Annotated in this window: 17 protein-coding genes; 10 read left to right on the top strand and 7 right to left on the bottom strand. The window is 69.1% G+C overall.

Annotated features, from left to right (window positions below):
- The first annotated feature begins 7 nt into the window (after positions 1 to 7).
- From ACZ6O0_RS33095 to ACZ6O0_RS33085, 3 genes are all read left to right on the top strand, one after another.
- A complete protein-coding gene (locus ACZ6O0_RS33095; RefSeq protein ID WP_465768954.1) occupies positions 8 to 646 on the top strand; it encodes a GntR family transcriptional regulator in 639 nt (212 codons plus the stop codon).
- A 110-nt stretch (positions 647 to 756) separates the two neighbouring features.
- Positions 757 to 1,428: a DUF2848 family protein gene (locus ACZ6O0_RS33090; RefSeq protein ID WP_465768953.1), complete on the top strand. Its 672-nt coding sequence runs from the start codon at positions 757 to 759 to the stop codon at positions 1,426 to 1,428.
- Position 1,429: 1 nt separating this feature from the next.
- Complete coding sequence (locus ACZ6O0_RS33085; protein WP_465768952.1) at positions 1,430 to 1,759, top strand: cupin domain-containing protein; 330 nt, start codon at positions 1,430 to 1,432, stop codon at positions 1,757 to 1,759.
- Here ACZ6O0_RS33085 and ACZ6O0_RS33080 read toward each other — a convergent pair.
- Positions 1,748 to 3,244 carry a leucyl aminopeptidase gene (locus tag ACZ6O0_RS33080; protein WP_465768951.1) on the bottom strand — a complete coding sequence of 499 codons (1,497 nt, stop codon included), beginning with the start codon at positions 3,242 to 3,244 and terminating at the stop codon, positions 1,748 to 1,750. The genes ACZ6O0_RS33085 and ACZ6O0_RS33080 overlap by 12 nt on opposite strands.
- A gap of 98 nt (positions 3,245 to 3,342) precedes the next feature.
- On the opposite strand from ACZ6O0_RS33080, the gene gcvT reads away from it, so the two are divergent.
- From gcvT to ACZ6O0_RS33045, 7 genes are all read left to right on the top strand, one after another.
- The gene (gene gcvT, locus ACZ6O0_RS33075) at positions 3,343 to 4,449 is read left to right on the top strand and encodes a glycine cleavage system aminomethyltransferase GcvT (RefSeq protein WP_465768950.1); all 1,107 of its coding nucleotides are present in this window, start codon (positions 3,343 to 3,345) and stop codon (positions 4,447 to 4,449) included.
- Between the two features lie 123 nt (positions 4,450 to 4,572).
- Positions 4,573 to 7,461 (top strand): AfsR/SARP family transcriptional regulator, encoded by a 2,889-nt coding sequence (locus ACZ6O0_RS33070; protein ID WP_465768949.1) that lies wholly within the window; start codon positions 4,573 to 4,575, stop codon positions 7,459 to 7,461.
- Between the two features lie 344 nt (positions 7,462 to 7,805).
- Positions 7,806 to 8,813 (top strand): ABC transporter permease, encoded by a 1,008-nt coding sequence (locus tag ACZ6O0_RS33065; RefSeq protein ID WP_465768948.1) that lies wholly within the window; start codon positions 7,806 to 7,808, stop codon positions 8,811 to 8,813.
- A gap of 41 nt (positions 8,814 to 8,854) precedes the next feature.
- Positions 8,855 to 10,612, top strand: a complete 1,758-nt coding sequence (locus ACZ6O0_RS33060; protein ID WP_465768947.1) for an ABC transporter substrate-binding protein — start codon at positions 8,855 to 8,857, stop codon at positions 10,610 to 10,612.
- A gap of 106 nt (positions 10,613 to 10,718) precedes the next feature.
- Positions 10,719 to 11,711 carry an ABC transporter permease gene (locus tag ACZ6O0_RS33055; protein ID WP_465768946.1) on the top strand — a complete coding sequence of 331 codons (993 nt, stop codon included), beginning with the start codon at positions 10,719 to 10,721 and terminating at the stop codon, positions 11,709 to 11,711.
- 32 nt (positions 11,712 to 11,743) lie between these two features.
- Positions 11,744 to 12,871, top strand: a complete 1,128-nt coding sequence (locus ACZ6O0_RS33050) for an ABC transporter ATP-binding protein (protein ID WP_465768945.1) — start codon at positions 11,744 to 11,746, stop codon at positions 12,869 to 12,871.
- An 18-nt stretch (positions 12,872 to 12,889) separates the two neighbouring features.
- On the top strand, positions 12,890 to 13,987 hold the full coding sequence (locus tag ACZ6O0_RS33045; RefSeq protein ID WP_465768944.1) for an ABC transporter ATP-binding protein: 1,098 nt from the start codon (positions 12,890 to 12,892) through the stop codon (positions 13,985 to 13,987).
- Positions 13,988 to 14,030: 43 nt separating this feature from the next.
- Here ACZ6O0_RS33045 and ACZ6O0_RS33040 read toward each other — a convergent pair whose 3' ends face one another.
- The 6 genes from ACZ6O0_RS33040 to ACZ6O0_RS33015 all read right to left on the bottom strand — a co-directional run bounded on the left by ACZ6O0_RS33040 (position 14,031) and on the right by ACZ6O0_RS33015 (position 20,924).
- On the bottom strand, positions 14,031 to 15,248 hold the full coding sequence (locus ACZ6O0_RS33040; RefSeq protein WP_465768943.1) for a low temperature requirement protein A: 1,218 nt from the start codon (positions 15,246 to 15,248) through the stop codon (positions 14,031 to 14,033).
- A 96-nt stretch (positions 15,249 to 15,344) separates the two neighbouring features.
- On the bottom strand, positions 15,345 to 16,697 hold the full coding sequence (locus ACZ6O0_RS33035; RefSeq protein WP_465768942.1) for a sugar ABC transporter permease: 1,353 nt from the start codon (positions 16,695 to 16,697) through the stop codon (positions 15,345 to 15,347).
- Positions 16,694 to 17,509 (bottom strand): ATP-binding cassette domain-containing protein, encoded by an 816-nt coding sequence (locus tag ACZ6O0_RS33030; RefSeq protein WP_360362079.1) that lies wholly within the window; start codon positions 17,507 to 17,509, stop codon positions 16,694 to 16,696. The genes ACZ6O0_RS33035 and ACZ6O0_RS33030 overlap by 4 nt, the downstream gene beginning before the upstream one ends.
- A 166-nt stretch (positions 17,510 to 17,675) precedes the next feature.
- Positions 17,676 to 18,752 carry a substrate-binding domain-containing protein gene (locus ACZ6O0_RS33025; RefSeq protein ID WP_465768941.1) on the bottom strand — a complete coding sequence of 359 codons (1,077 nt, stop codon included), beginning with the start codon at positions 18,750 to 18,752 and terminating at the stop codon, positions 17,676 to 17,678.
- A 103-nt stretch (positions 18,753 to 18,855) separates the two neighbouring features.
- Positions 18,856 to 20,037: an ROK family transcriptional regulator gene (locus ACZ6O0_RS33020; protein WP_465768940.1), complete on the bottom strand. Its 1,182-nt coding sequence runs from the start codon at positions 20,035 to 20,037 to the stop codon at positions 18,856 to 18,858.
- Between the two features lie 149 nt (positions 20,038 to 20,186).
- Positions 20,187 to 20,924, bottom strand: coding sequence for an adenosylcobinamide-GDP ribazoletransferase (locus tag ACZ6O0_RS33015; protein ID WP_465769251.1), 738 nt, complete (start codon positions 20,922 to 20,924; stop codon positions 20,187 to 20,189).
- Positions 20,925 to 20,936 lie beyond the last annotated feature (12 nt).

The raw sequence follows: 20,936 nt of genomic DNA, 5'->3' as shown, positions 1-20,936 counted from the left end.
GTTGAGTATGCAATTGAGTGGGGACTCCGGCCGTGATCGTGCCTATCAGTACTTGCGGGGGACTGTGCTGAGCGACCCCGCCGTGTCGGGGACGTTCATCAACGAGCAGAGCGTCGCGACCGAGGTCGGCATCTCCCGGACGCCGGTCCGCGAGGCGTTGCTGATGCTCGCCGCCGAGGACCTGGTCCAGCTCGTTCCGCACCGCGGTGCGTTCGTCGCGCCGCTGCCCGGCCGGGAGATCGCCGAACTGATGCAGGCCCGTGGAGTGATCGAGTGCTGGGCCGCGACCACCTCGCTCAGCGCCGGCGTCGCTCCGGTCGAGGCGATGTCCGCCGTCCTCGAGCAGCAGCGGGCGATCGTCGAGCAGGGTGACGCGAAGGCATTCATCGAGCTCGACAGCCAGTTCCACGCGCTGCTGGTGGAGGCCGGAGGCAACTCGGTGCTCGGCCGGCTGTACGACAACCTGCGGGCCAAGCACGTGCTGCTCGGCGTCGTCGCCCTGCAGCGCCGCGCCACCCGCCGGCAGGACGTGCTCACCGAGCATCAGGCCATCGTCGACGGCCTGGCGGCGGGCGATGCGGCCGCGGCCGAGAAGGCCATCCTCGGCCACCTCGGCACCACCGGCTCGATCCTCATGCAGGGCTGAGCGCAAGACCTTCCTCCCGGACCTCGAGTGGACTCCTCCGCGAACGTGTTCCATACTCGTTGTATACGACGTGTTCACGCAAGCGCCGCCGCGCAAGTGAGAGTTATCCGATGACTCTGCGATTCACCCTGCCCGACGGGACCGAGCGGGCGATCGCCGTCCGCTACGCCCTCAACGCCGGGTACGCCGGTCGCGACACCGAGCAGGTCCGGCACCACGTGGACGAGCTGGCCGAGCTCGGCGTACCGGTTCCGGGCCGCATCCCGACGCTGTACCCGTTGTCCGCGTCGTTGGTCGGGCGGCCGGAGGTCGTCCAGGTGGCGCACGCCAAGACGTCGGGCGAGGCGGAGTGGGCGCTGGTGGTCGGCGAGGACGACCTCCTGCTGACGGCTGCCTGTGACCACACCGATCGGGCGCTCGAGGTGCATGGCGTTGCCTGGAGCAAGCAATCCGCGCCGGACCTGCTCGGCGACATCGCCTGGCCGCTCGCGGAGATCGAGGACGAGCTCGACCGGTTCACCCTGAAGGCGTGGGTAAGGCACGGCGACACCGAGCAGCTGATCCAGGACGGCACGCTGGCCCAGCTACTGCCACCGTCCTACTGGCTGAAGGAGCTCGGCGACCGGGTCGTCCCGGGCACCGTCCTGCTCAGTGGCACGATCCCGATGATCCCCGGTGTCGACCAGTTCGCCGACGCGTGGCGCGTGGAGCTGACCGATCCGCGCGGCCTGACCAGCCGCGTCGTGTACACCGTCGAGCAGCTCGCACCGGCGTGGGACTGACATGAAGGAAGAGAAGGAGTTCTTCTCCGCCCAGAGCGTGGCGTGGACCGACGCGGGCGCCGGGATCACCCAGCGGGTTCTGAGTCAGGACGCCGACGGCACGCTGACCCGATTGGCCCGCTGGGCTCCTGGTACGACGTCGGGCACCGAGCTGATCCGGCACGAGTACGTCGAAGAGGTGTACCTGCTCGAGGGTGAGCTGACTGATCTCACCCTCGGGCAGACGTTCGGCCCCGGCGACTACGCGTGCCGGCCGCCGGGGATGCCGCACGGCCCGTACACCACGGCCGGCGGCTGCACGATGCTCGAGATCCGCTACTCAGCTCGCTGACGCGGCCAGTTCGATCAGGGTGCGTACGGCGTACCCGGTGCCGCCGGCCGGCGTGTAGCCGGAGCCGCCGCCCTCGTTGAAGGCCGGGCCGGCCACGTCCAGGTGCACCCAGTCGATGCCTTCGGCAACGAAGTCGCCGAGGAACGCGGCCGCCGCCAGCGCGCCGCCCCAGGGCTCGCCGGTGATGTTGGCCAGGTCCGCGACCTTCGAGTGCGACTTCAGCTTGTCCAGCATCTCGGCCGGGATCGGCAGCGGCCACATCGACTCGCCGGCCGCGATCGCGGCGTCGACGACCCGGTCCCGGGCGGTGTCGGTGTTCGCGAACGCGCCGGCCACCTTGGTGCCCAGGGCAACGACACAGGCGCCGGTCAGGGTGGCCACGTCGACGATCAGGTCCGGCTCGTCCTCGGACGCGCGGACCAGGGCGTCACCGAGGACGAGCCGGCCCTCGGCGTCGGTGTTCAGCACCTCGACGGTCTTGCCGCCGTACATGGTCAGCACGTCGGACGGCCGGGCCGCCGACCCGGACGGCATGTTCTCGGCCATCGCGGCGTACGTGGTGACCTGGACCGGCAGGCCGAGGCGGGCGATCGCGACGGTCGCGCCGATCACCGCGGCGGCGCCGGCCATGTCGGCCTTCATGCTGACCATCCCGCTGGCGGTCTTCAGCGACAGGCCGCCGGAGTCGAAGGTGATGCCCTTGCCGACGAAGGCCAGGTGGGTGACCGGCTTCTTCGGCGTGTAGCTGAGCCGGATCAGCCGCGGCGGGTTCGCCGAGCCCTGGCCGACGCCGAGGATGCCGCCGTACCCGCCCTTGAGCAGGGCCTTCTCGTCCAGCACCTCGACCTTGACGCCGTACTCCTTGCCGAGCTTCACCGCCGAGGCGGCGAAATCGACCGGGTTCAGGTCCGAGGGCGGGGTGTTCACCCAGTCGCGCACCTGGGCGACCGCGTCGGCGGTCACCTCGGCCCGCTCCAGCGCGGCCTTGGCGTCCTTGTTCCGGGCCAGGTCGGTCAGGATCGTCAGGTTGCCGGGCGCCTCGGTGATGCCCTCGGCGGACTTGTACGCCGTGAACGAGTAGCGGCCGAGCAGCGCGCCCTCGGCGATCGCGCGGACGCACCCGGCGTCCGGGGTCGGCAGCGCGAACGCGACCGACTGGGTGGTCTTGGCGGCCCGGACCCCGGTGCCGGCCGCGGTCCGCAGGTCCTCGGTCTTCAGCGCACCGTCGGGCGCCGCACCGAGACCGACCGCGATCAGCGTGGCCGACTTGCCCGGCTTCGGCCCGGGCACCTTGGTCACCTCCCCGGCCTTGCCGGTGGCGCCCAGTCCGGACAGCACCTCCACCAGCTTCCCGCCGTATGCGGCGTTCAGCGCCTCGGTGCCGGCCGGCAGAGCGACGCCGCCGCCGAGTTTGACCACGCCGATGACCACGGCGTCGGTCTTGACACCGGCCGCATCGGACTTGCTCAGGGTGATGGTGGTCACGAAATCCTCAGTCCTCCTTGACCGGCCAGGCAGCGGGCCGGTCGTGACGGTACGTACAAGCTGCCTCCGCATGCTACGCGTCAGGTAGTTTCCCCTCCATGACCGAGTCGCCGGAGTTGAAGAAGTCCCCGCTGCACGAGCGTCATGTCGCGCTCGGCGCGAAGTTCGCCGAGTTCGGCGGCTGGGAGATGCCCCTGGAGTACGGCGGTGTCGTCGCCGAGCACACCGCGGTCCGGACGTCGGTCGGCGTCTTCGACGTGAGCCATCTGGGCAAGGCGACCGTCAAGGGTCCGGGGGCTGCGGCGTACGTGAACTCGTGCCTGACCAACGACCTGGGCAAGATCGCGCCGGGCCAGGCGCAGTACACGTTGTGCTGCAACGAGCGCGGGGGAGTGGTCGACGACCTGATCGCCTACCTGCACGCCGACGACGACGTGTTCCTGATCCCGAACGCGGCCAACACCGCCGAGGTGGTCCGGCTGCTGCAGGCCGACGCACCCGAGGGCGTCGTGGTGACCAACACCCACGACGACTACGCGATCCTCGCGGTGCAGGGGACGAACAGCGACGACGTGGTGGCCGCGATCGGTCTGCCGACCGGACACGACTACATGTCCTTCGCGACCGCGGACTTCGCCGGTACGCCGGTCGTGGTGTGCCGGACCGGTTACACGGGCGAGCGCGGGTACGAACTCGTCGTACCGAACGCCGCGGCTGTCGGTGTGTTCGACGCGCTGCTGGAAGCCGGTGCGCAGTACGGCATCGTCCCGGCCGGGTTGGGAGCGCGGGACACGCTGCGGACCGAGATGGGGTACCCGCTGCACGGTCAGGACATCACTCCGGACATCACTCCGGTGCAGGCGCGCTCAGGGTGGGCCGTGGGTTGGAAGAAGGAGCACTTCTGGGGTGACGAGGCGCTGCGGGCCGAGAAGGAGCGTGGACCGGCCCGGATCCTGCGGGGTCTGCGGGCCGCCGGCCGTGGCATCCCGCGGCCGCACATGACCGTCCTCGACCAGTCCGGGACCGCACTCGGCGAGGTGACCTCCGGCACGTTCTCGCCGACGCTGAAGAAGGGCATCGCGCTGGCACTGCTCGACGCGACGGTGAAGGAGGGCGACCAGGTGACCGTGGACATCCGCGGTAGGCAGGAGCCGTTCGACGTGGTCAAGCCGCCCTTCGTCACCGTGCACGTGCGGGAGGGCTGATCGGATCAGCCCCAGTCCCAGGCCCGAGCCATGGCGGTCCCCTTCCGTCGCTGAGGCGTGCATCCTGGACCGGGGCCGTTACCGCGCACTTACCATCGGCCACCGCGGCCGTATGCTGACCCGGTGGAATTCCGACTGCTCGGTCCGGTCCAGATCTGGTCCGGGGGCGAGCGGATCGGTCTGAAACGCCGCCAGGAGCGGCTGTTGCTCGCGGTGCTCCTGCTGGAGCCGGGCAAGGCAGTGCCCGCCGAGCGGCTGATGGAGCTGCTCTGGCCCGAGGCGATGCCCACCAACCCCCGGCGCGCTCTGCAGGTCTACATCTCGCGGCTGCGCACTGTGCTCGAGGTCGAGCTCACCAGTGGGCGCGAGGGCTACGCCATCCAGGCGCCGCTGGGCAGCACCGACATTGAGCAGTTCAGATCGCTCGTGGAGCAGGCCCGGCGGGCGGACGACCTGGAACAGCGCAGCAAGCTGCTGACGGGCGCTCTGGCGCTTTGGCGCGGGCCGGCCTTGGCAGACGTCACCACCGAGGACGTACGACGGCGCTTGTGTGGGGGACTGGAGGAAGCGCGGTGGGCGGCCGAGGAGCTCCGGCTGACCACCGAGCTGGCACTCGGGCACCACCAGGAGTTGCTGCCCGCCTTGGCTGAGCTGACCGCGGCACAGCCCACGCGGGAGTCGTTCGCCGCGGCATCGATGCTCGCGCTGTACCGGTCCGGTCGTCAGGCCGACGCTCTGGCCGTGCACGCGGAGCTGGTGCGGCATCTCGACGAGGAGCTCGGCGTCGAGCCGGGGAGCGAGGTGCGGGACCTCCAGGTCGCGATCCTCCGGCAGGACCCGTCGCTGGAGCTGGCGACCGGAGTACAGGTGCCGCACGAGCTTCCCGCGGACGTGGGCGTGCTGGTCGGACGGGACGACGTACTCGCGGAGTTGTCCGGGGTCCTGCTCGGCCCCGGGCATCCCGGCGTACCGGCTGTTGTCTGTCTGTTCGGTGCTGCCGGAACGGGGAAGTCGGCGGCGGCTGTGCGGCTGGGGCATCAGCTGGCGGACGCCTACCCGGACGGGCAGCTGTTCGCGCGGCTGCAGGACGTGGACGGGCAAGGACGAGAGGTACGCACGGTCCTCGGGCAGCTGCTGCGGTCACTCGGAGTGGACGGTGGCGAGATCCCCGACGCGGTCGAGGCCCGGTCCGCGCTGCTGCGGAGCCGGCTGGCCGACCGGCACGTGCTCCTGGTCTTCGACGACGCGATCGACGCCGGACAGCTCCGTCCACTGCTCCCGGCCGGCGGCGGTTGCGGAGTGATCGTCACGTCTCGTCGGCCCATGCTCGGCCTCGAAGACGCCACCCATCGCGAGCTGCTGCCGCTGTCCGACGAAACGAGCGCGGAGCTGCTGGGTGCGTTGTCCGGTCTCGGTGCCGCGCGTGTGACGGACGTGGTCCCGCATTGCGCCGGCCTACCGCTGGCCCTGCGCATCGTCGGCGCCCGGCTGGCGCTGATCCGCGAAGACGTCGCCGACGTGGTCAAAACGCTCGCGGACGAATCCCAGCGCCTCGACTACCTGATCGCCGGGGACCGGGCCGTCCGCGCCAGCCTCGACCTCACCCTGAGCGTCGCCAGCGCCCAGGCCCGACTGCTCTTCGCCCGCCTGGCCCTCGTCGGCGCGGACGAGTTCGGCCCCTGGGTCGCGGCGCCGCTCCTCGGCCTGGACGAGCCCGCCGCCACCTCCGTCTTCGACAGCCTGGTCTCCCTCGGCCTCGTCCAGCAACGCCGCCTCACCCCACCCCGCTACGGCCTCCACGGCCTGGTCCGCGCCCTCAGCGTCGAACTCCTGGCCACCACCGACCCCGCGGAAGTCACGAGGCTCGAGCAGCTCTATACCGACACCGTCCTGCGCCTTGTCGTGACCGCGGACGCTCAGCTGGACCATGCGGTCACGACGAGCGTGGTCCTCGACCTCGACGCCGAACCACTCCTGCAAGAGACGCTCGCCGCGGCCGGCGCAGGCGCTGCCTGGCTCGACGTCGAGACTCCGGTGATCCAGGCGGCCGTCGAGCTCGCCAGCCGGACCGCGCCCCGCCAAGCCGGCCTGATGGCCTTGCGGATGCACGGGTTCCTCGCCATCCGCGATCTGCGCGAGGTCCGCATCGCCATCCTCGAGACGGCACGGGACACGACTGCCGACTCCGGTGACGTCGACCTCGAGGCCGAGCTGGATCGTGCGCTGTTCGCGGCCAACGCCCAGGGCAACGCGTCGGCGGACGACCTCGCACGGCTCGCCGAGCGGGGTCTGGACTCGGCGATCCGTTCCGGCGACCCCGCCCTGCGCATCCGCGCGCTGAACCAGGTTTCGTGGGCCGCGGCGGCGCGCGCCGATTTCGCCCGGTGCCTGGAGATCGCGGACGAGATGCTCGTCCTGGCCGAGACGAGCCCGGACCCTGAACAGTCCAGGTTGCACGCGCTCGACCAGCGGTCCGGAGCCTTGCACAACCTCGGCCGGACCGCCGAGGCACAGGCGATCCGCCGGGAGATCCGCGCCCACAGCGAGCCCGGGAGCCGCGTCCATGCGATCCGCCTGGTGCTGCTCGCGGAGTCGTTGCTCGACGGTCCGGATCAGGGCACCGCACACGTGGACGAACTGACCGGCGTGGTCCGCGAGGCCCGGGAGATCATCGAGCGCATCGGTGACGAGCTCGGACTGGCTCACGTGGACAACGTCGAAGGAATGGCCCTGATCGCGTCCGGGCAGCCCGACGCGGCCGAGGAACTGTTGCGCCGCGCGGCCGATATGTTCACCCGCCGGCCGGACAACTGGGGCGAGACCACCAATACCGCGGGATGGGCCCGGCTGGCGATTCTCCGGGGCCGTCCGGACGACGCGCGAGGCATCCTGACCGAGGCCCTCGAGAATGCTCCCGCCGCACACGTCGTGACCGAGCTCGAACGCCAAGTGGAACGGCTCGGCCGGCATGAACAAGGGGCAACGAACTCCGGAACGATATACGAAGCGTGACGATCACCGCGTGCCAGGTTTCCTCACGCTGTGTCATAAGTTGGCACAAAATGGCCGCTGGCTGGACTGTGCCGACGCGTTTTGCGTAGGAATGACTGCACAGGGTGATGGATCGGGGCAAATGTTCCGTTCCGGTACCCGTTCCGGTAACGATTTGTGCACTGGTGCCGAGCACCGCTGGTTTGGTGTCACAGTGTCAGGCAGGCTAGCGCCCGGTTGTGCGGGATCGGCCTGTCAAGGGGATTTGACGGCCGCCCGCCACAGAGCGAAGCTTCGGCACGATATCCACCGATAACTGCCGATCCACGGACCGAAATCCGGCTGACAGAGCTGACGGAGCGCGAATGAGTATTGGGTCACCCGACTCGACCGTAGGGATCGAGGACCACCCGGCGTCGGCGGAACCGGTACGTGCGGCAACCGTGGCGCACGGTAAGTCCCCGACCCGGATCGCGGTCGACCGACTCCGCAAGGACAAGGTCGCCGTGATCTGCGTGTGCGTCGTGCTGTTCTTCGTGCTGATCGCGATCTTCGCGCCGCTGCTGGCCAAGCTCGAGGGCGGCGACGTGCAGACGTTCCATCCCGAGCTGGTCGACGAGTTCGGCTTCCCGGTCATCGGCATCACACCCGATCACTGGTTCGGTGTGGAGCCGAAGACCGGCCGGGACAACTTCGCCCGCTGGGTCTTCGGTGCCCGGCCGTCGCTGATCGTCGCGTTCGTGGCCACCATTTTCGGCACCACGGTCGGCGTGGTGATGGGCCTGCTCGCAGGATTCCTCGGCGGCTGGGTCGACCGGGTGATCTCCTGGTTCATCGACTTCGTCCTGAGCCTGCCGTACCTGCTCTTCGCGATCGCGATGGTGCCGATCGTCGAGTCGTGGCGCGGCGGATCGTTCAACCTCTCCCCCGAGGAACAGGCCAGCACCCGGTTCTACGTGCTGATCTTCGTGTTGTCGTTCTTCGGCTGGGCCGGACTGGCGCGCATCATCCGCGGCGAGGTGTTGTCGCTGCGGGAGCGTGAGTTCGTCCTGGCTGCCAAGGCGATCGGTGTGTCGACCCGGCGGATCCTCTTCAAGGAACTGCTGCCGAACCTGGTCGCGCCGATCGTCATCTCGGCATCCCTCGCGTTGCCGGCGTACGTGACCGCGGAAGCGGGACTGTCGTTCCTCGGCGTCGGCTTGATCGAGCCCCGGCCCTCCTGGGGCCAGACGATCGCGAGCGCGACGAACTGGTTCAAGGCCGACCCGTTGTATCTGTGGCTTCCGGTCGCGGCGATCACCATCCTGGTGCTCGCGCTCGCCCTGCTCGGCGACTCGATCCGAGACGCCTTCGACCCCAAGACTCGCCGGTAGTACGGCGATTGCCCCAGCGGCAGAAAAGGAGAAACCCGACCATGCAGTGGAAACGGATCACCGCAGTCGCGGCGACGGTCATGCTGGCCGCCGTTGCCTGTGGCAGCCCGTCCTCGAACAGCGGTAATGCGAGCGAGTCGAACGGGCCGGCCAACACGACCCAGACCAAGGTGACGGACGAGTCGGCGAAGGGCCCGGCCGCCGACGTCGACGGTTTCAAGAAGGGCGGGACGGCGACGATCCTGTCGGACGTGACGCCGGACACCTTCGACCCGACGAACACCTACTATGTCGACGGTTTCCAGATCGAGAAGCTGTACTTCCGGGCGCTGACCCAGTACCGGCTCGACGGACCTGACCACAAGCCCGTCCTGGTGCCCGACCTGGCCGAGGACCTCGGCAAGGTCTCGGACGACAAGCTCACCTGGACCTTCAAGCTGAAGCAGGGCATCAAGTACTCCGACGGCACCCCGGTCAAGGCCGAGGACTTCGCGTACTCGATCAAGCGGTCCTTCGCGCACGACCTGTACGACGCGGGACCGGCGTACCAGATCCAGTTCTTCAAGGACGGCGACAAGTACAAGGGCCCGTACGCCGCCGGCGGTGACAACTACGCCGGTGTCGAGACTCCGGACGACAGCACCCTGGTGATCCACCTGGCCAAGCCGTTCCCGGACATGCCGTTCTTCGCGGCGTTCACGATGTTCACGCCGATCCCGAAGGCGAAGGACACCAAGCAGAACTACGAGCAGAAGCCGCTGTCGACCGGCCCGTACATGGTCGACTCGTACAACCCCGGCACCGAGCTCAAGCTGGTCAAGAACCCGAACTGGGACCCGGCCACCGACGCGGTGCGCCACCAGTACCTGGACGGCTACGACTTCAAGTTCGGCCTGGACACCCTGAAGATCCAGCGGCAGATCCTGGCCAGCTCCGGCCCGGACGCGAGTGCCCTGACCTACAGCAACATCGACTCGACGCTGGTACCTGAGCTGACCGACCAGAACAAGTCCCAGCTCATCCAGGGCGACACTCCGTGCAACCGGATGGTCCCGATGGACACCCGCAAGATCCCGCTGCCGGTCCGCAAGGCCATTGCGGCCGCGTACCCGTACGACACCGAGCGCAAGGTCGCGGGCTGGACCTCGCTGGCCGAGCCGGCAGCCTCGACGTACATGTCGCCGTCGGTTCCGGGCTGGGAGAACTACGAGCTCCCGGGCCTGAACGGCAAGGGTGACGGTGACCCGGTGAAGGCCAAGCAGATGCTGACCGACGCCAACGCGGTCGGGTTCGAGCTGTCGTGGTACTACTCGAACGACGACAAGATCGCCACCCAGCGCAGCCAGGTTCGCCAGCAGAAGCTGGAGGCCGCGGGCTTCAAGGTCAAGGCCATCGGTGTTCCGAAGGCCCAGATCCGCACCGTGACCGGTGACCAGAACGCTCCGGTCAACATGCTGAAGGCCCCGACCGGTTGGTGCTCCGACTGGCCGAGCGGTTCGTCGTGGGCGCCGGTGCTCTTCCGTTCCGACGCGATCGCCCTGGGCAACAGCGTCGGCCAGCTCGAGGACAAGGCGCTGGACGCGGAGATCGACAAGGTCTCGAACATGGACCCGAACGAGGCCCTGAAGACCAAGGCCTGGATCAACCTCGACAAGAAGATCATGCAGGACTTCCTGCCGGCTCTTCCGCAGTACCAGTCGCGGTCGGCCTTCCTGGTCGGTACCAACATCGGCAACGCGATCAACGACCCGACACAGGGCATGCCCGAATTCACCTCGCTGTTCCTGAAGCAGCCCTGATAGGTACCAGTGACCGGACAGCCGTGAGGCGTCCGTTCTGATCGCAGGTAGGTGGCCGGACCGGTAATCGGTCCGGCCACCGCCAGCGATCGGTGAGGAGAATCCCGTGTTGCACTTCCTGGCGCGTCGCATCGTGAGCGCCCTGTCCGTCGTGCTCGTCACCCTCGTCGCGACGTTCGCGCTGTTCTTCGTCGCGCCCACCGACCCCGCGGGCGCGATCTGTGGACAGCGCAACTGTCCCCAGGAGCGGTACGAGGAGATCAAGAAGAACCTGAACCTGGACAAGCCGAAGGTGACGCAGTTCGCCGACTACATGAAGGGCATCGTGGTCGGCCGGACCTACGTGACCGCCGGTGCCGAGCGTGATTGCCCCGCACCGTGTCTGGGTTTCTCCTTCAAGAACGACCGTCCCGTCCTGCAGATGCTGGCTCAGCGCGTACCGGTGACGGTGTCGCTGGTCGCAGGTGCCGCGGCCATCATGCTGCCGGTCGGCGTCGCGATAGGTTCGATGGCCGCGAAACGACGAGGGACGACCGGCGACCGGGGGTTGGTGACCACGTCGCTGGTGATCAGTTCGATCCCGTACTACATCGTCGCGCTGATGGTCGCGCTCTACCTCACCATCTTCTACTCGGTGCTGCCACGCGGTAGCTGGACGCCGTTCTTCGACGATCCCGCCAAGTGGTTCGTCGGGTTGCTGACGCCGTGGCTGTGTCTCGGCCTGGTCAACACGACGCAGTATGTACGGTACTCGCGAGGCTCGATGGTCGAGACGCTCAACGAGGACTTCATCCGGACCGCGCGGGCCAAGGGCCTGTCGGACCGGAAGGTCACCTACAAGCACGCTCTCCGCGCGGGACTCATCCCTGTCATCACGATCTTCGGTCTGGACGTCGCCGGCATGCTCGCCGGTGCGATCTTCACCGAGCGGATCTTCGACCTGCCGGGCCTGGGCAACCTGGTACTGGAGAGCCTGAACAACTACGACCTGCCGGTGATCATGGGGACCGTGCTGGTGGCCTCGGTGTTCCTGGTTGCGGCCAACCTGGTCGTCGATATCGTGTACAGCGTGATCGACCCGCGGGTGAGGCTTACGTGAGCACACCCGCCCCAGAAGACCGGAAGGACACCATGGTCGAGAGTGCAGCCGGCCAGCCGGAGACGGCGGCCGCGGCGAAGCGTGGTCCTTCGATCGCGACCCGTGAGCGCCGCCAAGGTGCGATCAACCCGAGCGGCGAGACGCCGTACCTGGTGGTCGAGGACCTGACGGTCAAGTTCCCGACCGCGGACGGCGTGGTCAGCGCCGTGAACGGGTTGAGTTATTCGGTCCCGCTGGGCCGGACGCTGGCGATCGTCGGCGAGTCCGGTTCCGGCAAGTCGGTGTCCAGCATGGCCGTGATGGGCCTGCACGACCGCAAGCGCACCCAGATCACCGGCTCGATCCGGCTCGGCGGCGACGAGATCGTCGGACTGCCGGAGAGCGAGCTGATGCGGGTCCGCGGCGACGCGGTGGCGATGGTCTTCCAGGACCCGCAGTCCTCGCTGCACCCGCTCTACACGGTCGGCAACCAGATCGTGGAGGCCTACCGGGTGCACCACAAGGTGTCCAAGGAGGCCGCGAAGAAGCGGGCCCTGGAGATGCTCGACCTGGTCGGCATCCCGAACCCGCCGCGCCGGTTCGCGCAGTACCCGCACGAGTTCTCCGGCGGTATGCGGCAGCGCGCGATGATCGCGATGAGCCTGGTCAACGACCCCAAGCTGGTGATCGCCGACGAGCCGACCACCGCGCTGGATGTGACCGTGCAGGCGCAGATCCTGGACCTGCTGAACAACCTGCAGAAGGAGTTCGGCTCCGCGATCGTGATGATCACCCACGACCTGGGCGTGGTGGCCGAGATGGCCGACGACGTCCTGGTGATGTACGGCGGGCGCTGTGTGGAGTACGGGACGGCCGAGGACGTCCTGGCCAACCCGCGGATGCCCTACACCTGGGGGCTGCTCGAGTCGATCCCGACCGTGTCCGCGGCCAGCGAGCGGCTGCGCCCGATCAAGGGTCTGCCGCCGAGTCTGCTGAGCCTGCCGACCGGTTGCTCCTTCAACCCGCGCTGTCCGTACGTGGACCGCGTGAAGGGTGAGCGCTGCACCACCGAACTGCCGGAGCTGATGCCGGTCGACGGCGCCGGTGCCCACACGTCCCGTTGTCATCTGCACGACAAGGCCGCGATCTACACGGCCGAGGTCCTGCCGAGACTGAGCTGACAGGGGCTGAGGAGAGAGATGAGCGACGACACAGTGCGTGACGAGGGGAGCAACGTCGAGAGCATCGGCGCTGCTGGCGGTGCTCCGGCGTCCGGCGCGGGGACCCCGCTGCTGCAGGTCCGGGACCTGAAGATGCACTTCCCGATCAAGGAAGCGGCGGGTCTGGCCCGGACCAAGAAGGTCGTCCAGGCGGTCGACGGCGTGAGCTTCGACCTGAACGCGGGCGCCAGCCTCGGTCTGGTCGGTGAGTCCGGCTGCGGCAAGTCGACGACCGGCCGGATGATCACCCGGCTGCTGACCCCGACGTCGGGGCAGATCCTGTTCAAGGGCACCGACATCGCGCAGTTGAAGGAGCGGGAACTGCGCCCGTTCCGCCGCGAGTTGCAGATCGTCTTCCAGGACCCGTACAGCTCGCTGAACCCGCGGCAGACGGTCAGCAACATCATCAGTACGCCGCTGCGCGTGCACAACTTGGTGAAGAAGGGCAAGGAGGTCGAGCGGGTCCAGGAGTTGCTGGAGCGGGTCGGCCTGAACCCCGAGCACCACAACCGGTACCCGAACGAGTTCTCCGGCGGTCAGCGCCAGCGCATCGGCATCGCCCGGGCGCTCGCGGTGGAGCCGGAGGTGATCATCGCCGACGAGCCGGTGTCCGCGCTGGACGTGTCCATCCAGGCCCAGGTGATGAACCTGCTGGAGGACCTGCGGCGTGACCTCGGGATCGCGTTCGTGTTCATCGCCCACGACCTGGGCGTGGTCCGGCACTTCTGTGACCAGGTCGCGGTGATGTATCTGGGCAAGATCGTCGAGCAGGGCCCGCGGGACCAGATCTACAACGCGCCGCAGCACCCGTACACGCAGGCGCTGCTGTCCGCCGCTCCGGACCTGGGCACCATCCGTGGTGTTCCGCCGAAGGAGCGGATCCGGCTGGTCGGCGACGTACCCTCGCCGATCGACCCGCCGAGCGGGTGCCGCTTCCGCACCCGCTGCTGGAAGGCGGAGGACATCTGCGCCACGCAGGAGCCGCTGCTGGAGATCAAGCCGAAGTCCGGCGCCGGCCACACGGCCGCCTGCCACTTCGCGGAGCCGAAGGTCGACCTGACCGCCGCCACCGCCTGAACACCTTGTGGAGAAGGGCCCCCGGTGATCCGGGGGCCCTTTCTCATGCGTGCTGTCCGCCGTGCTTCAGTTCCTCGCGCTCCTGCGCGAACCGGACCGACTCGAAGGCGACCAGGCCGGCCAGCAGCGCCGTGAGTACGGCGAGCTGCCCGAGCGCGGGCACATCGGCCAGCAGCGGTACGGCGAGCAGCGTGAGCAGGGCCGTGATCAGGCGGGACATGCTCCACCGGTGCACCGTCCGCCGCTTGAAGCCCACGTGGCCGAGCAGGTAGAGCGCGACCCCGAAGAACAGTGCGGACAGGCCGACGCCCTTCAGCGGGTCGTCGAGGTGGTGGTGCTCGACGTCGCCGACGTATTCGAGGACCTTCTTCAGGCCGAGGGCGAGGAGCACGATGCCGGCCACCATGGGCAGGTGCAGGAACGTGTACGCGTCCCGGGCCAGCTTCGGGCGGGTCTCCGGTGGCTCGGCCTCGAGTGCCCGTTCGCCGTACCGGACGGTGGCGTCGAAGTAGATCCACCACAGTGCGGTCGAGACCGCCAGGCCGAGCAGTGACGCGACCAGGATCGGCCAGGAGATCGGCAGGTCGGTCACCCCGACGCCGATCGCCACGATCGACTCGCCCAGCGCGATGATGATGATCAGCGCATGCCGCTCGGCGAAGTGCGCGGCCGAGCGGAAACGCCAGCCCCGCGCGTCGATCAGGTACGTGCCGCCGTAGTCCGCCGCGAGCGCGGCCGCCCAGAGCAAGGTCTGCGTCGTGCCGTGGTACTGCGAGGCGACGAGGAGCAACGCCGTACCCGCGAGCATGGACGGGGCGAAGCGGACCAGGGTACGGCGCAGCACGGCGTCGCCGTCCGCGATCAGCCAGAACAGGACCAGGTGCAGTGCCCGGAAGGCGAAGTACGCACCGGCGATGACCACCGGCCCCTGCAATCCGCCGGGCAGGTCATGGAACGCCTCCGGGATCGCGAGCGCGATGACGAACATCGCCGCCATCGCCAGCAGCAGCACGATCCGGACCGAGCCCTCGTCGGCCTTGACGAGGTTGCACAGCCAGGAGAAGCCGATCCAGCTCCACCAGAGCAGTCCGACCAGGAGCATTCCCCGCAGTACGCCGTGCCAACTCAGGTCGTGGGCCATCAGGGCCGTGATCTGTGTCAGCGCGAACACGAAGACCAGGTCGAAGAACAACTCCAGTGTCGTGACCGACTGGTTCTCACTGGTGACTGCTGCCCTGATGGGCTTCCGCGATGGTGCCATGGCGCACATCCTGCCATCGGCAGCGGGCCTCGGCGGCTAGCTGGAAACGGTGGGCTCCCACCTGGTCAGGGTCAGGAGGGAGCCCACCGGGTCACATTACGCGCGGCCGTGCGCCTGGCGGCTGCGGCGGCTCAGCGAGTCGATGGTGACGGCGATCAGGAGGACACCGGCGGTGACCATGTAGCGCACGTTCGAGTTCAGGCTCAGCAGCGCGAGACCGTTGGAGATCGACATGATCACGAGCGCGCCGAGGAGTGCGGAGTACGCCGATCCCCGGCCGCCGAACAGGCTCGTGCCACCGATCACCGCGGCGGCGATCGCGTTCAGGTTGGTGTCCCCACCACCGCTGCTCTGGTTCACCGCGACCAGCCGGGCCGCGGCCAGCAGACCGCCGACCGCGGCGAAGGTCGAGCAGGCCGCGAACACGGACAGATAGATCATCCGGACGTTGATACCTGCCCGCCGGGCCGCCTCGACGTTGCCGCCGACCGCGAAGACCGAGCGCCCCCAGCGGGTCCGCCGTACGGCGAGGTCCGTCCCGACCACCAGAACGAGGAAGAGCAGGAACATCGACGAGACACCGCGGTCGCCGTTCAGGACGACGACCGGGATCAGCAGGACGACGGCGAGCGCGCCGGCCTTGATCCCGATGACCGAGTTCGGCGCCGCCGACAATCCTGCCGTCGCACGGGCGCCACGGGCCCGCAGCCGGGTCAGCACGTACGCCGCCACGACCACCACGATCAGCCCGTACGCGAGCGCGGGGGAGAGGAAGCTGCGGGTGGCGAACCCGACCAGCGCGGAGTCGTACGGAAGGTTCAGCGAACCCTCCTTGCCGAGCACGAGCAGTTGGAGCCCGAGGAATCCGAGCAGACCGGCCAGCGTGATGACGAAACTCGGTACGCCGAAGCGTGTGTACAGAGCTCCGTAGAACAGTCCGATCAGTACGCCGATGGCGACGCCGGCCAGCAGCGACAGCACCAACGGCCAGCCCTGGTTGACGAAGGTGACGCCGAGGACGGCCGCGGACAGACCGCTGACCGAGCCGACGGACAGGTCGATCTCACCCAGCAGCAGGACCAGAACGATGCCGAGGGCAATCACTCCGACCGAGGTGGTCTGCAGGGTCAGGTTGACCAGGTTGCGGCTGGACAGGAACGAGCTGTTGGCGATCTGGAAGACCGCCCAGATGATGATCAGGCCGACCACCACCGGTACCGAGCCGAGGTCACCGGAGCGCAGCCGGGCGGTGAACGCCGCGACCGCGCCGCTGATGCCGTGACCGGCGATCAGCCGCTCGTCCTGGAGGTCGGCGGGCAGCTGGGCGGCGTCCGTCGTACCGATGTCGCCGTTGGCCGGCGCCGGGGTCCCGTTCTCGGTGGCCGGGTCGGCGGAGTCGGGGCGCGGGGCGTCCTGAGGGCGGCGGGTGCCGGATCCGTGCAGGCTCATGATGCGGGGCCCTCCTCCCGGGTCCGGCGCGCGGCGCGCTCGGAAACGGCGTTGTCGGTGGCGCCGGTGATGGCGGCGATGATGTCCTGGGTCTTCGTGTCACTCACCATGAAGACGCCGTTGTTGCGGCCGAGCCGGAGGACGGCGACCCGGTCGGCGACGGCCATCACGTCGGCCATGTTATGGCTGATCAGGATCACGGCCAGGCCGCGTTCGCGCAGCCGCTCGACCAGGTTGAGGACCTCGGCGGTCTGAGCTACGCCGAGGGCCGCGGTCGGTTCGTCCAGCATCACGACCTTGGGCTGGCCGAGCAGGCTGCGCGCGATCGCGACGGTCTGCCGCTGGCCGCCGGACAGGCTGGCCACCGGGATCCGGACCGACGGGATCTTCGCGGAGAGCTGGCGCAGCAGCTCCCACGACGAGCGTTCCATCTCGACCTCGTCGAGCACCCGGCCCCGCCGGAGCTCGCGGCCGAGGTAGAGGTTCGCGACCACGTCGAGGTTGTCGCACAGCGCGAGGTCCTGGAACACGGTGGCGATCCCGAGCTGCTGCGCCTCGGCCGGACTGCCGACCCGGACCTCCCGGCCGTCGAACACCATGGTCCCGTCGTCGGCGGTGTAGACCCCGGCGATCGTCTTCACCAGCGTCGACTTGCCGGCGCCGTTGTCGCCGACCAGCGCCAGCACCTCGCCGGCGCGGACGTCCAACTCGATGTTCTTCAGAGCCTGCACCGCGCCGAAACGCTTGGAGACCCCTCGGAGCGACAGCACCGTGCCGGTGCCGACGTCGAGGGGTGTCGGGGTAACAGTCACTCGATCAGCCTCCTGGGCTTTGCGTTCAGGCCATGATCCCGAGGTTCGGCCTCGCGGGACAGGGCGACGGGGCAACAGATCCGGCCGGTCGCACGGGACCCGGGCCGGGATGCTGCCCGGTGTTGCCCCGCACCTCACTGCGGGGCAACACCAAGGGGGCGGTCAGTTAGTTGGTAGTCAGGCCCGCGGCGCTGCAGGCGGCGGCGAACGAGGCGGTGCAGATGTCGGTCACCTTGTAGATGCCGTCCTTCACCACGGTGTCCTTGATGTTGGCCTTCGTCACGGCGACCGGGTCGAGGATCGTCGACGGTACGCCGCTCTTGTCCGTGGTGGACTCGGGCTTGTTCCCGTTCGCCAGCGCGACCGCGGCCTTCGCGGCGGCCTCGGCCTGCGGCTTCACGGCCTTGTAGATCGTCATCGCCTGGTCGCCGGCGACGATCCGCTGGATCGCGGCGAGCTCGGAGTCCTGGCCGGTGACCGGCGGCAGCGGGGTCACGCCACCACCCTTGAGCGCTGCGATCGCGCCACCCGCCGTACCGTCGTTGGCGGCGTACACGCCGACCAGGCCGTTCTTGATCGCGCTGAGCTGCCCCTCCATCCAGGCCTGCGCCTTGTCCGGGCTCCAGTCCGGGGTGTCGAACTCGGCCGCGACCTTGAAGCCGCTGGAGTCGAGCACGCTGTGCGCGCCCTTCTTGAAGTCGGCCGCGTTCGGGTCGGTCGGCGAGCCGTTGATCATCGCGATGTTGCCGGAGGTCTTGCCGGCCGCCTTCAGCACGTCGACCAGGGTCTGGGCCTGCAGCTTGCCGACCGCCTCGTTCTCGAACGACACGTAGTAGTCGGCGTTCTCGATGAACCGGTCGTAGGCGACGACGGGGACGTTCTGGCCCTTCGCGGAGGCGACCACCGCGGCGGCGGCCTTGCCGTCGACCGGGTCGAGGACGAGGACGTTCGCGCCCTGGGTCAGTGCCGCCTCGGCCTGCTGTTGCTGCTTGGCGGCGTCCTGGTCGGCGTTGCTGTAGATCAGCTCGCAGTCGCCGCAGGCCGCCTTGAGCGCCTCGGTGAACAACGGCCGGTCGAGCGCCTCGTAGCGGGTCGTCTTCGACTCGGGCAGGAGCAGCGCGACCTTCTTCGCGCCGCCCGAGCTGCCGGAATCGCCGTCGTCGGAGCCACAGGCCACGAGGGAGACGGCGAGGGCGGAAACGGCGATGCCGAGGCCGACGAGACGGGATGCTGACAGGGACATACGGCGGCTCCTTGACGTGAAGGCCCGAGTAGGCCTGCCCCGAAGTCAAGCGGCCGGGAGCCTTGTCGTCAAGACTTGAATTCAAGAAATAGACATATTGGCGTTACATCGGCGCACTCAGGGCCTGGGAGTGGCTGAGCACGGACGCGAGGTGGATCGCTCCTTCGATGTCGGCGTCGTCGCCGAGCTCGGGGCGGCGGAGCTCCACCGTCGCCGCGGCGCTCGGGATGGCGCATCGATCCAGCGCCTCGCGGAGCGGGTCCATGATCAGCTCGCCGGCCTCGGCCATCAGGCCGCCGACGACGATCACCTCGGGGTTGAGCAGATTCACCAGTCCCGCCACGGCGACGCCGACCCGGCGGCCCGCGTCCTCGATCACTCGGCGACAACCCAGGTCGCCGCCCAGCGCGCGGGTGACGATGTCCTTCAGGCGGAGTGGACCGTGGGACGCGGCCAGGCTGTTGATCAGCGCCCGGGAGCCGACGAACGTGTCCAGGCAGCCCCGGTTTCCACACCGGCAGATCGGGCCGTTCTCGTCGATCGTGACGTGGCCGATCTCGCCCGCCGTACCGGCTGAGCCGCGGAACACCTCGCCGTCCAGCACGATCCCGGCGCCGACGCCGTACGAGAACTTCAGGTAGCAGCCGTGCCGCACGCCGCGCAGGGCGCCGTTGCGGAGCTCGCCCAGGGCGGCCAGATTCGCTGTGTTGTCGAGCGCGACGGGCGCGCGGAGGTGGCCGGCCATCGCCTCGGCGACGTTGACGCCGCGCCAGCCGGGGAGGACCGCGTCGGAACCCGCTTCACCGCTGACCGAGTCGACCGGCGCGGGCAGGCCGAACCCGATCGCGGCGATGTCCTCGACGCCGGAGCTGACCGTCTCGGCGAGGTCGGCGAGCAGCCGGGCGGCGCGTTCCATGCCGTCGTCGGCGACGTGGTCGGCCTGCAGCGGCATCAGTTGCTGGGCGAGGATCTCGCGGGACTCGTTCGCGATCGCGACCCGGACGTCCCGCTCGCCGAACGCGACGCCGGCCAGCAGGCCGCCGCCGGACGCCAGCGAGACGAGTACGGCGCGGCGGCCGTTGCGGATGCTGCGGGACAGGCCGACCATGCCGGCCTGGTCGAGCTCGCGGACCATGTTCGACACGGTGGCGGCGGACAGGCCGGACGCGGCGGCGATCTCGACCTGGGTCAGCGGGCCGTGCTGGCGGACGACTCCGAGAACGCGCGCGCGGTTGGCTTCGCGCAGCGAAGCCTGTGAGCCCGGCGCCGGGCGGGTTGCGTTCATTACATAAAGATAACGGATCGCGGGGCGTATGCCGCCGCACACCGGCCGTGAACCACCAACATCACCATTCGACCTCGCCGTCACTACCCCACTTCACCGTCCATCGGTGACAGTAATGCACCCTGGCGTCAGGGTGGTGGAGGCGGGCTTTACGCCGTCAGGGCGAGGGTCAGGAGGGTGACCGGGAGGGCGAGTTCGACGGTGGCGCCGAGGACGTCGCCGGTGGTGCCGCCGAAGGCTGATCGGGCACGGCGGCTGGTGACGAAGCTGGTGGCGACGGCCAGCAGGACCGCGGCTGCGGCGCCCACGAGCTGGAGTGCGTCGGGCCAGGTCAGGAGGACGGTGGCGGCTAGTACGGCGGCTGTGGCGAGGGTGGCTGTGAGAGGGCGAACCGTGGCGGCCACCAGGGCGCCGAGGCCGTCAGGGCGGGCGGCGGGGACCGTGGTGCGGCAGGACCAGGGGAGCGTCAGGCGGCTCGCGGTCGTGGCGATCAGCACGGCCTGCCAGCCGAAGCCGGCCTGGACACAGGCGGTCAGCGCGGCGACATCCACGAGCAGTACGCCGACGATCGCGACGACGCCGAACGGGCCGATGTCGCTCTGCTTCATGATCCGGAGCATGGTCTCGCGATCCCGCCGGCTGCCGAGCGCGTCCGCGAAGTCCGCCAGCCCGTCGAGGTGCAGCGCCCCGGACAGTCCCGCCACCACCAGTACGCCGAGCACCGCGGCCAGCAACCCCGCATCCGGCCGAACCACCTGAGCCAACGCCACAACGCCGGCCGCCACCCCGCCGAGCACCACCCCAACCGCCGGCGCCACCACCATCGCCCGCCCACCAACCACCCGATCAACCCGCGAAGGCATTCCCGCAGGCAGCACACTCAGCATCCCCACCGCCAG

Source organism: Kribbella sp. NPDC048837 (genome assembly GCF_055586945.1).
The sequence above is the reverse complement of the archived record's forward strand: the minus strand, read 5'-3'. Positions and strand labels throughout refer to the sequence as shown.

Bases quoted from the DNA above. Each gene is read 5' to 3' on its own strand.
- ACZ6O0_RS33035 (WP_465768942.1), bottom strand. From the start codon at position 16,697: ATGAGCCTGCACGGATCCGGCACCCGCCGCCCTCAGGACGCCCCGCGC.
- ACZ6O0_RS33025 (WP_465768941.1), bottom strand. From the start codon at position 18,752: ATGTCCCTGTCAGCATCCCGTCTCGTCGGCCTCGGCATCGCCGTTTCC.
- ACZ6O0_RS33060 (WP_465768947.1), top strand. From the start codon at position 8,855: ATGCAGTGGAAACGGATCACCGCAGTCGCGGCGACGGTCATGCTGGCC.
- ACZ6O0_RS33020 (WP_465768940.1), bottom strand. From the start codon at position 20,037: ATGAACGCAACCCGCCCGGCGCCGGGCTCACAGGCTTCGCTGCGCGAA.
- ACZ6O0_RS33065 (WP_465768948.1), top strand. From the start codon at position 7,806: ATGAGTATTGGGTCACCCGACTCGACCGTAGGGATCGAGGACCACCCG.
- ACZ6O0_RS33040 (WP_465768943.1), bottom strand. From the start codon at position 15,248: ATGGCACCATCGCGGAAGCCCATCAGGGCAGCAGTCACCAGTGAGAAC.
- ACZ6O0_RS33015 (WP_465769251.1), bottom strand. From the start codon at position 20,924: ATGCTGAGTGTGCTGCCTGCGGGAATGCCTTCGCGGGTTGATCGGGTG.
- ACZ6O0_RS33050 (WP_465768945.1), top strand. From the start codon at position 11,744: ATGGTCGAGAGTGCAGCCGGCCAGCCGGAGACGGCGGCCGCGGCGAAG.
- ACZ6O0_RS33085 (WP_465768952.1), top strand. From the start codon at position 1,430: ATGAAGGAAGAGAAGGAGTTCTTCTCCGCCCAGAGCGTGGCGTGGACC.
- ACZ6O0_RS33095 (WP_465768954.1), top strand. From the start codon at position 8: ATGCAATTGAGTGGGGACTCCGGCCGTGATCGTGCCTATCAGTACTTG.
- gcvT (WP_465768950.1), top strand. From the start codon at position 3,343: ATGACCGAGTCGCCGGAGTTGAAGAAGTCCCCGCTGCACGAGCGTCAT.
- ACZ6O0_RS33090 (WP_465768953.1), top strand. From the start codon at position 757: ATGACTCTGCGATTCACCCTGCCCGACGGGACCGAGCGGGCGATCGCC.
- ACZ6O0_RS33045 (WP_465768944.1), top strand. From the start codon at position 12,890: ATGAGCGACGACACAGTGCGTGACGAGGGGAGCAACGTCGAGAGCATC.